Origin of the sequence: Streptomyces sp. NPDC059452 (genome assembly GCF_042750035.1) — a bacterium.
Classification (GTDB): Bacteria; Actinomycetota; Actinomycetes; order Streptomycetales; family Streptomycetaceae; genus Streptomyces.
Genome location: NZ_JBHYVE010000002.1, coordinates 411,061 through 425,303 on the forward strand (window position 1 = coordinate 411,061; position 14,243 = coordinate 425,303).

Sequence of the window (14,243 nt, forward strand, 5' to 3'; positions counted from 1 at the left end):
CACCCCCCCCACACCTATCCCCCCCCCCCCACGGTGCTCCTTTCCTCTTACTCATTATCTCCTTCTCGGGCTCCCCCCGACCACTCCCCCCCCCCCCCCCACCGAGGTATCCGCTTACGGTCGTCCCGCTGCGAGTCGCCGTTCCAACGGCGGCCGCCCACAAGGGAGATCGGGGTGTGCTCGTGCGGATCGGACTGCTCACCGACGGTGGCTATCCGTATGCGACCGGTGAGTCCAGGCTCTGGTGCGACCGGCTCGTGCGCGGTCTGCCGCAGCACGAGTTCGACCTGTTCGCGCTGAGCCGGTCCGCCCACCAGGAGGACCAGGGCTGGGTCAGGCTGCCGCACCACGTCAGCCGGGTGCGCACCGCACCGCTCTGGACGCCCGAGGACGGCACCCTGCGCGGCAGCGGCGAACGCGGCCTGCTGGCCAGACTGGTGACCGGCGGCGGCTCGTCCTACGGGCGGCGCGACCGCAGGCGCTTCACCGCCCACCTGAAGGCGCTGGCCACCGCGATCTGCGCCACCGAGGACGCCGGCCGGGAGCCCGCCACCGACGGGGGGCTCTTCACCGAGGGGCTCTACGGTCTGGCCGAGCTGGCCCGGGAGCGCGGCGGACTCCACCTCGCCCTGCGCTCCGAGACCACCGTGCGGATCCTGGAGGCCGCCTGCCGCGCCCGGGGCACCGGCCGGACCGTGCAGAGCGCCACCGTCCTGGACCACCTCGCCGTCGCCGCCGAGCTGGAGCGCGTCCTGCGCCCGCTCTCGCTCGACTGGTACGGGCAGGAGAGCCTCGGCGCCGTCGACCTCTGCCACGCCACCTCCGGCGGGGCGGCCGCCCTCCCGGGACTGCTGGCCAAACGCTTCTTCGGGGTGCCGCTCCTGGTCACCGAGCACGGCGTGCAGCTCCGCGCCCACTACCTGGCCGCGACCGACGGGCCCTTCGGCGCTCCGGTGCGCGCCCTCCTCGCCACCTTCCACGGCCAGCTGGCCGCCGAGGTCTACCGCCAGGCCACCGTCATCACCCCCGGCAACACCCACGTACGCCGCTGGCAGCAGCGGTGCGGTGCCGACCCGGCCAAGCAGCGCACGGTCTACCCGGGCATGGCCGCCGAACGCTTCTCGCCGGTCGGCGAGGACGACGACCAGGGCGGGCCCGACACCCTGGTCTGGGTCGGCCGGATCGAGCCCGCCAAGGACCTGATCGCCCTGCTGCACGCCTTCGCCGAGGTCCGCCGCGCCGAACCGGACGCCCGGCTGCGCGTCTTCGGCGCCCCGGCCGAGGGCGACGAGGGCGCCACCTACCTCGCGCACTGCCGGGCGCTGGCCGCCCAGCTCTTCCCGGACGAGGCCACGGGCGCCCATGCCGAGGGCGTCAGCCCGGTCACCTTCGAGGAGATCGGCGGCCCCGAGGTCCCCGACCTCGCCGAGGCGTACGCGGCGGGCGGGGTGATCGTCCTCTCCAGCGTGGTCGAGGGCTTCCCGATCAGCCTGGTCGAGGCGATGTTCTGCGGCCGGGCCACGGTCTCCACGGATGTCGGAGCGGTCGTCGAGGTCATCGGCGGCACCGGCCTGGTGGTGCCCCCGCGCAACCCCCGGGCGCTCGCGGACGCCTGCATCGCGCTGCTGCGCGACCCCGAGCGCCGGGCGCGGCTGGGAGCGGCGGCGCGCGCCCGGGCGCTCGAACTCTTCACCGTCGAACAGAACCTTGCGGCATTTCGCGGCATTTACCTGGAGCTGATGTCGCACGCCCCGGTCCGCCGGGAGGCCGACGCCGTGGACGCCCACGGCGAGCCGCTCCTCTTCGCCACCCCGGCGGAGTCCCGGCTGCTCGGCCACTGGACCCAGCCACAGCCCCCGGCCACCGGGACCGGGACCGGGGCCGGGTCCTGGGACGAGCCCGGGGCCGGGGCCGGGGTGCCGAGCTGGGCCGCCGGAGCGGAGCCCGACCCCGCCCCGGAGCCCGAGGGCGTCTGCGCGGCCGCCTACGGACCGGGGGACGGCGATGCGTGACCACCCGACCCACCCCTGCGCCCGCCCTCGCCCCCGCCCCGACCACGGAGACCACCCGATGCCCCGTCCGGAAGACGCCACAGCGACCGCCGAAGCCGCTGAGCTCGCCGATGGTGGGGTGCTTGCCGATGGGCCTGAGCCGGCCGGTGGTGCGGCGGTGCGGGCCGGTGGTGCTGGGACAGATTCCGTCCCCGCCGCGCCCGCTGATGCTCCTGTGCTCGTCGCCGCGTCGGGCGCCCTCCCCGTCACCGCCGTACCGGACCGCGCCGCCGAGATCCCCCCGCGCGCCCCGCAGCGCAGGCCCGCCGCGCCCGCGCGCCGGGGGCCCGCCGACCCCGTGAAGTCCCTGATGCACCACCACCGCGCCCTGTGCGAACGGGCCGTGAGCCCGCTGGAGATCGCCGCCGGTCTGGAGGCCCACGGCCTCACCGACCGCACCGCCGCCCGCTACCGCCACCGGGACGTGTTCTCGCTCGCCGAGGAGCTGTACGCGCGCACCCCGGCCCGGTCCGCCGAGCCCACCGCGACCGCCACCGCCACCGCGCCCCCGCCGCCCGGGCCCGACACCGAGGCGCGGGCCGGGTGGACGCTGCTCGCGCTGCTCCCCGGCGCCGCCTGCCTCGCCACCGCCGGTCTGCTCCGGGTCACCGAAGGGGCGCTCGGTGGGGGAGCGCGGGCCGCCGTGACCATCACCGGCGCACTCCTGGCCTGCCTGGCGCTCCGGCTCTGCCTGAGCCGGGGGCCCCTGCGCGCCCCCGAGGGAGCGGGCCGCGCCGGGATGTACGCCTGCTGGCTCCTGAGCTTCGCGGTGTACGGGGAGGAGCTGATCGCCCAGGTCATCAGCGGCGGCCCGGACGGCCCTTGGCAGGCCACCCCAGCCCCTCTGCTCGGGCTGGCCGCCGCCGTCGCCCCCGCCGCCTGGTGCGCCCACCTCTTCACCGTCCAGGCCCACCGCAAACTCACCGGCAGCCGCGCACTGGAGGAGTTCGGCGCGGGAGTGCGCCCCCTGCTCCTGGCGGCCGTCGCCCTCTTCCTCTGCGCCCTGCTGCCCCTGCTGTTCCTGGCCGACCTCGGCCTCGGCGGCAACGGGACGCCGGTCGCGGCCGCCGCCCTCGGGGTGCTGTTCTTCGTGGCCCGGCTGCTCGCCGCGCACGGACTGCCCGAACCGGGCACCGTCGCGCTCGCCGCCGCCTGTGCCGTGGAGGCCGCCGCCCCCGCCCTTGTCCTCGCCGGACGGCTGCCCGGCCTCGAACCGCTGGCCGTCCCCGTGCACGCCCTCGTCTCGGCGGGCGGCACCGGAGCCGTACCCGCCCTCGCCTGTGGCGCGGCCGCCCTCGGGCTGCTGCTCCACGCCTCCGCCGCCCTCTCCCGGGCCTCCGCCCACACGAGGCCCTGACCGGCCCCGTCGACGTACCACCGCACCACCCCCCAACCACCCCACCGCACCACTCACGCACCACTCACGCACCACCGCACCACCCACGCACCACTCACGCACCACCCCCGCGGAGCCGACGCCGCGGGTCCTGTCCGACACCGCACGAACTGACTGACCCACCAAGGAGTAACCCGCCATGACCCCCCAGTCCCCCGCACCGGCAGCCCGCCGTCGGCACCGAGGCGGTGCGCGATGAGGGTGCTGCTGCTCGGAGCCAACGGATTCCTCGGCCGCTTCGTCGCCGACCGTCTGCTCGCCGACCCCGCTGTCCACCTCACGGCCCTCGGGCGCGGCGACGACGCCGACGTCCGGTTCGACCTCGCGGGCGGCAGCCCCGGAGCGCTCACCCGCTTCCTGGACGCCGTCCACCCCGGAGTCGTCGTCAACTGCGCGGGCGCCACCCGCGGCGGCGCCCGGGACCTCACCCGCCACAACACCGTCGCCGTCGCCACCGTCTGCGAGGCCCTGCGCCGCAGCGGCTGCGGGGCCCGGCTCGTCCAGGTCGGCTGCGCCTCCGAGTACGGCCCCTCGCAGCCCGGCTCCTCCACCGCCGAGGACGCCATCCCGCGCCCCGGCGGCCCGTACGGCGTCAGCAAGCTCGCCGCCACCGAACTGGTCCTCGGCTCGGGCCTCGACGCCGTGGTGCTCCGGGTCTTCTCGCCCGTCGGCCCCGGCACCCCGGCGGGCTCCCCGCTCGGCCGCCTCGCCGAGGCGATGCGCCGGGCCATGCAGGCGGGCGACGGTGAGCTGAAGCTCAGCGGCCTCGGCGTGCAGCGGGACTTCGTCGACGTACGGGACGTGGCGCGGGCCGTCCACGCCGCCTCGCTCTCCGCCGCGCAGGGCGTCGTCAACATCGGCACCGGGCGCGCCGTCCGCCTCCGCGACGCCGCCGCCGTACTGGCGCGGGTCGCCGGGTACGCGGGCGCACTCCACGAGCTGGACACGCCCCCCGCGCGCCTGCCCATCGGGGCCCCGCGCACCTCCGCCGAATCGGTCATGGAGCACCTCTCGGCGACCCCGTCCCCGTATCCGGACGGCTGCGGGGCCTGGCAGCAGGCCGACGTCCGCACCGCGCGGGACCGGCTCGGCTGGCGCCCCCGGATCAACCTGGAGGAGTCGCTCGCGGACATCTGGATGGAGGCGGCATGCCGTATCTGACCGCCCCCGCCGACGCCCGCAGGACCGCGGGCGGCGAACAGCTCGGCTTCGGCGTCCCCGGCTACGCCCACCCGCTGCTGGCCCCCGCCGAGTGGGCCGAACTGGCCCGCCCCGGCACCCCGCTGCACTGGGCCGTCCTCAACATCGCGAACGGCCCCGGCACCCGGCCCGACCCGCACTGCCTGGAGGCCGCCGGGCGACTCCGCAACGCCCGGGAGCGCGCCCTGCACGGCGAGGCTCCGGACGACTTCGTACGCGCCGGGGGCGGCCGGCTCCTGGGCCATCTGGATCTGGCCCACGGCAACCGGCCCTTCGACGAGCTGATCGCCGACGCCCGGGCCTTCGTCGACTGGTACCGGGTCGGCGGCTTCTACCTCGCCCGCTGCCCCGCCGAACGGGCCGAACTGCCCGGCGTACGCCGTCTCACCGGCACGCTCCACGCGCTTCTGTCGGAGAGCGACAGCGCGGACGACGGCGGCCGCCTGGTCCTGGGCCATGGGACCCACCCGTACCCCGGTTACGCGGAGGCGGCCGACCAACTGGTCACCTTCCAGGGCCCGTGGACCGACTACCGCTGGTCACAGGTGGCCGAGTGGACGGCGGACTACCCGCCGGAGCGGTTCGCGCACTTCGTCCACGGGGTGCCGCGCACCCATCTCGACGAGGCGATGCGCATCGCCCGCTGGCAGGGCGCCGGGACGATCTTCTTCACGGACCGGGGCGGGCGGAGCGGCGACGGACGGGGCGACGACGGACGGAGCGGACAAACCGATCCATTCGCGGCGCTGCCCAGGTACTGGGACGAAATCGTCTCGCGGATCGGACCCGGTATCTCGGAATGAGAAGGGGCGTGGCAGTGTTACCGGAAGAACAACCGTACGTAGTCGATGTACGCGCAGTCGACGTACGTAAATCCGACCACCTGCATTGTTGAGGTTCCTGTGTCGCTGCCACCCCTGGTCGAGCCGGCTGCCGAGCTCACCGTCGACGAGGTCCGCAGGTACTCCCGCCACCTGATCATCCCGGATGTCGGGATGGACGGGCAGAAGCGCCTGAAGAACGCCAAGGTGCTCTGTGTGGGCGCCGGCGGTCTCGGCTCGCCGGCCCTGATGTACCTGGCCGCCGCCGGTGTCGGCACGCTGGGCATCGTGGAGTTCGACGAGGTCGACGAGTCGAACCTGCAGCGCCAGATCATCCACAGCCAGGCCGACATCGGCCGGTCCAAGGCGCAGTCCGCCAAGGACTCCGTCCTGGGCATCAACCCGTACGTCAACGTGGTCCTTCACGAGGAGCGGCTCGAAGCCGAGAACGTGAAGGAGATCTTCGCGCAGTATGACCTGATCGTGGACGGCACGGACAACTTCGCCACCCGCTATCTGGTCAACGACGCGGCGGTGCTGCTGAACAAGCCGTACGTATGGGGCTCGATCTACCGGTTCGACGGCCAGGCCTCCGTGTTCTGGTCCGAGCACGGCCCCTGCTACCGCTGCCTCTACCCGGAGCCCCCGCCGCCGGGCATGGTCCCCTCCTGCGCCGAGGGCGGCGTGCTGGGTGTCCTGTGCGCGTCGGTCGGCTCGATCCAGGTGACCGAGGCGATCAAGCTGCTCGCCGGCATCGGTGACCCGCTGGTCGGCCGTCTGATGATCTACGACGCCCTGGAGATGCAGTACCGCCAGGTCAAGGTCCGCAAGGACCCCGACTGCGCGGTCTGCGGTGAGAACCCGACCGTCACCGAGCTCATCGACTACGAGGCCTTCTGCGGCGTCGTCTCCGAGGAGGCCCAGGAGGCGGCGGCCGGCTCCACGATCACTCCGAAGCAGCTCAAGGAGTGGATCGACGGGGACGAGAAGATCGAGATCATCGACGTCCGCGAGCCGAACGAGTACGAGATCGTCTCGATCCCCGGCGCCAAGCTGATCCCGAAGAACGAGTTCCTCATGGGCAACGCCCTCCAGGACCTCCCGCAGGACCGCCGCATCGTCCTGCACTGCAAGACGGGTGTCCGCAGCGCCGAGGTCCTCGCGGTCCTCAAGTCGGCGGGCTTCGCCGACTCGGTGCACGTCGGCGGCGGCGTGATCGGCTGGGTCAACCAGATCGAGCCCGAGAAGCCGATCTACTAGATCCCGTAGATCCCGTAGATCCCGTAGATCCTGCCCGGAGTTCTGTCGTACGGAGAGGGGCCGGTCCATCTGGACCGGCCCCTCTTCTCGCGTGTCAGCCGCAGGTGGTGCCGTCCTGCGGAACCTTTCCGTCCAGGAAGTAGCCGTCCACCAGCGAGGTCACGCAGCCGCCCTCGCCGTACGCCCCGTGCCCCTCGCCCCTGTTGGTGATCATGATGCCGACGCCCTTGCCCAGCTCGTCCGCCATCCGCTGCGCCCCCTCGTACGGGGTGGCCGGGTCGCCGGTCGTGCCGATGACCAGGATCGGGGCGGCGCCCGGCGCACTGGTCTCCGGGGTGTCGTGCTCCCCGTCGACCGGCCACTGGGCGCACCACCCCGCCGTGTCCCAGGCCAGGAACGGCCCGAACACCGGGGAGAGCTCGCGGAACTCGGGCAGCAGCGTGCGGGCCTCGTCCACCGTGGGGCGGGCCTTGGTGTCGGCGCAGGAGATCGCCCGCTGGGAGTGGGCCTGGGTGTCGTAACGCCCGTCCTCGCCGCGGCCGTTGTAGGAGTCGGCGAGGCGGAGCAGGGCGTCGCCCGTGCCCTGGCCCTCCGCCTCGTCCAGGGCGGCCGTCAGCGTCGGCCAGCCGGACCGTGAGTAGAGCGGGGTGACGATGCCGGTGAGGGCCAGGGACTCGGTCAGCTCGCGGCCGGAGGCGGTCGGCAGCGGCTCCCCGTCGATCCGGGCCAGCAGCCGGGCGATGCGCTCCGAGCCCTCCTTCGGGTCCTGGCCGCGGTCCTTGAGGTAGTTCTCCAGGGCGCGCTGGAACCCCGTCGCCTGGTTGCGGGCGTGCCCGATGCCGTCGGCCGTCGGGTCGACGACCGCGTCCAGGACGACGCGCCCCACGTTCCGGGGGAAGAGATGCGCGTACGTCCCGCCCAGCTCCGTACCGTAGGAGAAGCCGAGATACGACAGCTTGCCGTCACCGAGGACATGGCGGATCAGGTCCAGGTCGCGGGCGGCGTTGGACGTGCCGACGTGCGGGAGGACCTTGCCCGAGCGGCGCAGACACCCCGCGCCGAAGTCCGCGCCGTCCTTGATGAACGCCGCCTCCTCGGCCGCCGTGTCCGGGGTCAGGTCGACGCTCCGGAGGGCCCGTTCCTGCTCCTCGTCGGTGCGGCAGCTCACCCCGGAGCTGGCCGCGACCCCGCGCGGATCGAAACCCACCAGGTCGTAGCGGGAGTTGAGCTTCCCGTACGAGGAGGCCGCGCGCGGCAGTATCTCGACGCCCGAACCGCCGGGGCCGCCGAAGTTGAACAGCAGCGAACCGATCCGGCGGCCCTTGTCGCGGGCCTCCTTGCGGATCAGCGCGATGGAGATGGTCTCCCCGGACGGCTTCGCGTGGTCCAGCGGCACCTTCACGCTCGTACAGCGCCAGTCGGAGCCGGGGGCGCTGCCGCCGGGCGGGGCCGCACAGCGCTTCCAGTCGGGGCGCTGGGAGGTGAGCTCGGCGGGCAGGCCGGGGGAGACGGAGCTGTCACCGGGGCGGCCGTCCGCCCGCCCCGACGGCTCCGGTTCCGTCCTCAGCAGCCCACAGCCGGCGAGCAGCCCCGCCACCAGCAGCCCGGCCCCCGCCCGTAGGGCCCGTCGGTGCGCACGCATGATCCGGCTCCCGTCCCCGAGGCCCGAGCCGGTGATGAAGCGCCGGGCGCTTGCGATGTCTGTCCCGCCATGCTAATCGGCGCCTCTGACAGAGCGTCGGGAACGGGGGCGGGAGCGGGGGCGGGAACGGGAACGGGAGCGGGGCGCCGTGGGCCGGTCACTCGCAGACTGTGCCGGACTTCGGCACCGTACCGTTCAGGAGGTAGCCGTCGACCGCCCTCTGTACGCACGTGTTCTTGCTGTTGTACGCGCCGTGGCCCTCACCCTTGTACGTCAGCTCGACGCCCACGCCTGTACCGAGCTGCTCCACCATCGCCTTCGCGCCCGCATAAGGAGTCGCCGGGTCACCTGTATTGCCGATGACCAGGATCGGCGCGGAGCCGGGGGCGCTGACGTCGGGGGTCTCCCAGGCGCCCGCGACCGGCCAGCCGGTGCAGCCCATCAGCCCCCAGCCCAGGTACTCCCCGAACATCGGTGAGGCCTTGCGGAAGGCGGGCAGGGCCGCCTTCGTCTGCTCCAGGCTGAACCGCTGCTTGTTGTCGGCGCAGTTGATGGCGATGTTGGCGGCGTTGGAGTTGTCGTAGCGGCCGTCCTCGGAGCGGCCGTTCAGCGAGTCGGCCAGCGCGAGCAGCAGGGCGCCGTCACCGCCGTCGGCCTCGTCGAGACCCTGCTCCAGCAGCGGCCAGGTCTCCTTGGAGTAGAGCGCGGAGGCGATCCCGGTGGTGGCCAGCGTCTGCGTCAGCGTCCGGTCGCCGAGCCCGTCGATCGGCTCCTTTTCCAGCTGAGCCAGGAGGTCGGCGATCCACTTCTCGACCTCCTCGCCGGTGGAGCCGGGCAGCGCGCACGCGTCACCGCGGTCCGCGCAGTCCTTCGTGAAGTTGTCGAAGGCGAGCTGGAACCCCTCGGCCTGGCCGAGGGAGGACTGCTCGGCGTCCTTGGTGGGGTCGACCACCGCGTCGAAGACCGCCCGGCCGACCTTGTCCGGGAAGAGGTGGGCGTAGACGCCGCCGAGTTCGGTGCCGTAGGAGATACCGAAGTAGTGCAGCTTGTCGTCACCGAGCACCGTGCGCATCAGGTCCATGTCGCGGGCGGCGTTCGTGGTGCCCACATAGGGCAGTTCGGGGCCCGAGTTCTCCTTACAGGTGGCGATGAAGTCCTTCTGCCCCTGCACGAACTCCTTCTCCTCGGCCGCGTCGTCCGGTGTGGAGTCCTCCTGGTAGAGGGCGTCCAGCTGGGCGTCGTCCGCGCACTCCACGCCCTCGCTGCGCCCCACCCCGCGCGGGTCGAAGCTGACCAGGTCGTACCGGGTGCGGAGCCGGTCGTAGTCCGCGCCGAAGGCGGGCAGGGTCGCGACTCCGGAGGCGCCGGGTCCGCCGAAGTTGAACAGGAGCGACCCGATCCGCCGGTTCTGGTCCTTGGCCTTCCCCCGGATCAGCGCCAGCTCGATCGTGCGGCCGTCCGGCTCCCCGTAGTCCAGCGGTACGTTCATGAAGGAGCACTCCCAGACCGTGCCGCCGGGCAGCGGTGAGGGCGACTCACCACCGCCCTGCGCCACGTTCGGCGCCGGGCAGGGCGACCAGTCCAGCTTCTGCGAAGCCAGTTCCTCGGCAGTGGCCGTGGGGGAGGCGGTCGAGGCTCCGGTGGGCGTCGAGCGGCTCTCTCCGTTTCCGTCGCCGTCCGAACAGCCGGTCAGGGGCAGCAGCACGGTGGCGGTGGCGGCGAGGGCGGCGGCACGCAGGGCGGGGGAAGTCCTCATGGGCTCCATCGTGCGGCGGGGCGCCGGGGAGCGCGCGGGGCGCGGTCCATGCGGGTGGTGCGCCCCCTCCTGCGGGGGCCCCGGGTGCCTACAGCTCGCCCTTCCGGGTCAGCTGGTTGAAGCAGATCCACCCCGGCAGCACCGGCAGCCACAGCGTCATCACGCGGTACAGCAGCACCGCCGGAGCCGCGACCTCCATCGGCAGCCCGACCGCGATCAGGCCCAGCGTCAGGGCGCCCTCGACCGCGCCCATCCCGCCCGGGGTGGGCGCGGCCGAGCCGAGCGCGTTCCCCGCGAGGAAGACCACCGCGATGCTCGCGTAGCTGAGCTGGGTCACGTCCGGGCCGCTGAACGCCCGGATGGACGCGTCCAGGCAGAGCACGAACAGGCTGGTCAGCAGCAGCATCCCGCCGATCCCGGTGACCAGCTTCTGCGGCCGCTGCACCACGTCCAGCATGCGCGGCACGACCCCGGCGAAGAGCGAGCGCACCCGCGTCACCACGAACTTCCGCAGGAACGGGATGGCCGTCACCACCAGCACCAGCACCGCGACCGTCAGCAGACCGGCGATCACCGTACGGGAGGGGGTGAGCGAGTCCGGGGTCTTCTCCGTCCCCGTGAGATAGCCGAAGAGGGCCAGCAGCAGGATGTGACAGCCGAGCCCGAAGAGCTGCGAGGCCCCGACGCTCGCCACGGCCAGACCGGGGCGCACTCCGGCGCGTTGCAGGAAGCGGGTGTTCAGCGCCACGCCTCCGACGGCGGCCGGGGCGACGATCTTCACGAACGAACCCGCCACCTGCGCCTGCACGGTCTTCAGGAACGGCACCCGCTCCGGTACGAAGCCCAGCAGGCTCATCGCCGCCGCCACGTAGCTGAGCGCCGAGAAGCCGAGCGCGGCGGCCACCCAGCCCCACTCCGCCTGCTCCACGAGCACGCCGAAGTCGGCCTGGGTGACCTGGGAGATCAGGAAGTACGCGGCGATGGCCCCGGCGATGAAGCTGAAGAGCGTCCGGGGCTTGATCCGCTCCAGCCGGACCGGCTCGACCGGCGCCTGCGGCCGGATCAGCAGCACCTGGCGGCGGATCTGGGCGAGCAGATCGCCCTCCCGGGCCTCCTCCAGCGCATCGTCCACGGCCCGCTTCTCGGCCTGCTTCTCGGCTTGCTTCTCGGTCCGCAGCGACTTGCGCTCGGCCTTGTGCCCGGTCTTGTGATCCGCCCTGTGATCTGCTTTGTGCTCGGCCTTGTGATCGGTTCTGTAATCCGCCGTGCGTTCGGCCTTGCGATCGGTTCTGTGTCCGGCCTCGTGCTCCGGCGTGCGCTCCCCGGCGGCCTCGGCCGCACTGCTCTCCGCCGCGTCCTCCGCCCGCGCCTGCTTGGCCGCCCGCGAGGCCTCCAGCACCGCTTCGCGCTCCTGCTGCGAACGCTCCCGCGCGATCCGGCGCAGGGTGGCCCGGGAGGAGCGGCTCAGCGCGATCGGCTGGAGCAGCGGCAGACAGTCCGCGACGGCGTCCGGGCCGAGCACGGCCAGGGCGCCGGAGACCGAACGCTCGGCCCCCACCCGCAGCCCCAGGGTGGTCAGCAACTGGGCCACGTCCATCCGCAGCACCAGGTCCCCGGCGGCGATCTCGCCACCGCGCAGGTCCGTCACGAACACCTTGCCGGAACGATCCACCAACAGCGCGTCACCGGTCAGCCTGCGGTGCGCGATCCGGCGCGACTGGAGCGCCTTCACCTGACGCCAGGCGCCGCGCACCAGCTCGTCGGTGATCTCCTCGTCCTCCATCTGGTCCAGCGACCGGCCGCCGATGTGCTCGTAGACGAGCATCACGGCGTCCGGGCCGAGCTCGGAGGTGGCGATCAGCTTGGGCGCGTTCGCCCCGGCGGCGATGGCCGCGTACGCGAGGAGCGCCTCCTGCTCCAGGGCCTGCCGCAGCGACTGGATGGAGCGGCGCTGGGTGAGCGTACGCAGGGTCAGCCGCCGCCAGGCCCGGTAGAAGAACCCCTGGGCCTGCTGTTCCCGGTCGACGACCGTCACGTCCAGCGGTGGCCCGTCCTCCAGGGTGACCAGATATCGCCGTCCCCGGTCGCTCTGGTCGGCGTTGTCCGGCACGTCCTCGGTGCGCATCGCGGCGACCGGGCGGAAGCCGACGTGGCGCAGGCCCGCCATCAGGTGCTGGCCGGTGGGGCGGACGTTCGGGGAGCCGACCGCGTACAGCGTTCCGTACGCCACCGTCCAGCCGATCAGGACCGTCAGGATGATCGAGAACGGGGTGGTGTACCCGCCGACGAGCATCGCGAACGCGTCGAGCAGCAGCACCGCCCAGAGCACGACCCGCCAGCGCGGCCGTCTCGCCATCCCGACCGCCGTCATGTACGCGATCACCGGGGCGAGGTAGCCGTGCACCGGGTCGGTCAGTCCGTCGCCCGGCTGCGGCTGGGTCAGCGCCTCCTGGATGGTGCCGGGCGCGGACCGCGAGACCCAGAGATCCGTGGCGAGGGTCACGCCGTGGGCGAGCACGGCGGCGAGCACACCGTCCGCGATGCGCAGCCCGTCCCGCTTGATCAGCCGCTCGATGGCGAAGGCGACCGGCACGAGCAGCACGGCGATGCTGGAGACCAGGCCGGCCATCTTGATCAGCAGATCGGGCGCCTGCTCGGTGCCCTTGGAGATGTCGTCCTCAAGGCCGGTGGTGGTGCCCTGGGCGAACGCGGCGATCGCGAACAGTACGGCGACGGCGGCGATGCCGATGAGCAGCCGCATCAGGTCGGAGGGGCGGTGCACCCGGGCCGGGAGCAGCGGTTCGTCACCGGAGACGCGGTCGGTCAGGGCGGCCTCGGCGGAGGCGAGCGTCGAGCCGGTGAGGTGGCCGCTGGTGGTGGCGGTGGGGCCGTCGGCGCGGAGCACGGCGGCGGGGTCCTGGGCCTTCTCCAGGCGCGACCCGGCGGGCGAGGGCTCAGGGTCCGGGTGCTGTCCGGCGGGCGAAGGCGCGGGGGCGGGCTGAGGGTCCGGGTGCTGTCCGGCGCGCTCCGGCGCACTCCCCGCGTGGTTCCCGGTGGGCTCCGGCGCGCTCGACGGGCGCTCTCCGGCATCGGAGGCGTCCGCCGCCTTCGGTGGCTGCACGCCCTGCTCCTTCGTCGCCTCTGGTTCGTCTTCGTGATCTCGTATCACCGGTCACCGCCCGGATGATGGTGGCACGGCCCGTGTACGGAGAGGGGCATCAGGGTGCGTCGCACGGGCGCGGGATGCGCAACATACGCCCCTTTGCACCTGTGCGCACGCTCGGTGCCCGTACGCACACGGTTCCTGCCACGCTGTCGGTGGCGTACGGCAGGATGGGGCGGATGAGCCAGGACGAGACGGGCGGGGGCGGGCCCGGTGCCGCCCCGACCGGCGCCGGGCCGGTGGCCGAGCCGGGCGAACTGCCGGAGTACGCGGAGCGGGTCCTCGATGTGGCCGACCTCATCCCGCCGGGCCGGGTCATGACGTACGGCGATGTCGCGGAGTGGCTGGGCGACGGCGGCCCCCGGCAGGTCGGCCGGGTCATGGCGCTGTACGGCTCCGCCGTGCCGTGGTGGCGGGTCGTGCGGGCCGACGGGGCACTGCTCCCGGGCCACGAGCTGCGGGCGCTGGAGCAGTACCGCGCGGAGGGCACCCCGCTGCGCGAGGCGTCGCGCCGGGCGGCGGGACACCTTCCGCGGCTCGACATGCGCCGGGCACGCTGGGACGGCGGGACGAGCGGGGACGGCTCCGGGGGCGGTGACGGCCCTGGGGGCGGTGACGGCCCTGGAGGGGGTTACGGCCCCGAGGGCGGTGACGGTCCTGGGAGTGGTGATGGTCCTTAGGGCGGCGACGGTCCTGGGGGCGGTCACGGCACACGCGGTGACGTCGGCCCCGGCGGCGGCCGGGGCGAGGAAAGTCACACCTGACGGCCCGCGCCCGCGCCCGCGCCCGACCCCCGGGCCGCGCGCCCCGGTACGTGACGAGGGACGCAGCGCACCCGCCGCCTCCCGCGCCCCCACTGGCGTAGCGTCGTCACCGCGCTCCACGCGCGCCCCCTCTCCTCGTTCCTCGGCACCGTCAGGACCCGGCCTGCCCGGCCCGTATGACCGGTACGAC

9 protein-coding genes are annotated in these 14,243 nt (G+C 73.5%); 6 read left to right on the forward strand and 3 right to left on the reverse strand.

Annotated features, from left to right (window positions below; genetic code table 11):
* The first annotated feature begins 182 nt into the window (after positions 1-182).
* The 5 genes from ACFW9Z_RS04800 to moeZ all read left to right on the forward strand — a co-directional run bounded on the left by ACFW9Z_RS04800 (position 183) and on the right by moeZ (position 6,728).
* Complete coding sequence (locus tag ACFW9Z_RS04800; protein WP_384634632.1) at positions 183-2,012, forward strand: DUF3492 domain-containing protein; 1,830 nt, start codon at positions 183-185, stop codon at positions 2,010-2,012.
* Positions 2,013-2,070: 58 nt separating this feature from the next.
* Positions 2,071-3,408, forward strand: coding sequence for a hypothetical protein (locus ACFW9Z_RS04805; RefSeq protein WP_384634353.1), 1,338 nt, complete (start codon positions 2,071-2,073; stop codon positions 3,406-3,408).
* 234 nt (positions 3,409-3,642) lie between these two features.
* On the forward strand, positions 3,643-4,608 hold the full coding sequence (locus ACFW9Z_RS04810) for an NAD-dependent epimerase/dehydratase family protein (protein ID WP_384634355.1): 966 nt from the start codon (positions 3,643-3,645) through the stop codon (positions 4,606-4,608).
* Entirely contained in the window at positions 4,596-5,450 is an 855-nt protein-coding gene (locus ACFW9Z_RS04815) for a spherulation-specific family 4 protein (RefSeq protein WP_384634358.1), read from the forward strand. Before ACFW9Z_RS04810 ends, ACFW9Z_RS04815 begins: the two co-directional genes overlap by 13 nt.
* A 99-nt stretch (positions 5,451-5,549) precedes the next feature.
* Positions 5,550-6,728 carry an adenylyltransferase/sulfurtransferase MoeZ gene (gene moeZ / locus ACFW9Z_RS04820; protein ID WP_030561087.1) on the forward strand — a complete coding sequence of 393 codons (1,179 nt, stop codon included), beginning with the start codon at positions 5,550-5,552 and terminating at the stop codon, positions 6,726-6,728.
* 94 nt (positions 6,729-6,822) lie between these two features.
* Here moeZ and ACFW9Z_RS04825 read toward each other — a convergent pair whose 3' ends face one another.
* From ACFW9Z_RS04825 to ACFW9Z_RS04835, 3 genes are all read right to left on the reverse strand, one after another.
* The gene (locus ACFW9Z_RS04825) at positions 6,823-8,370 is read right to left on the reverse strand and encodes an alpha/beta hydrolase (protein WP_384634361.1); all 1,548 of its coding nucleotides are present in this window, start codon (positions 8,368-8,370) and stop codon (positions 6,823-6,825) included.
* A gap of 157 nt (positions 8,371-8,527) precedes the next feature.
* Positions 8,528-10,126, reverse strand: a complete 1,599-nt coding sequence (locus ACFW9Z_RS04830) for an alpha/beta hydrolase (RefSeq protein WP_384634364.1) — start codon at positions 10,124-10,126, stop codon at positions 8,528-8,530.
* Between the two features lie 88 nt (positions 10,127-10,214).
* The gene (locus ACFW9Z_RS04835) at positions 10,215-13,247 is read right to left on the reverse strand and encodes a YbhN family protein (protein WP_384634367.1); all 3,033 of its coding nucleotides are present in this window, start codon (positions 13,245-13,247) and stop codon (positions 10,215-10,217) included.
* 221 nt (positions 13,248-13,468) lie between these two features.
* Here ACFW9Z_RS04835 and ACFW9Z_RS04840 point away from each other — a divergent pair, with 221 nt between their 5' ends.
* Positions 13,469-13,969, forward strand: coding sequence for an MGMT family protein (locus ACFW9Z_RS04840; RefSeq protein WP_384634370.1), 501 nt, complete (start codon positions 13,469-13,471; stop codon positions 13,967-13,969).
* Positions 13,970-14,243 lie beyond the last annotated feature (274 nt).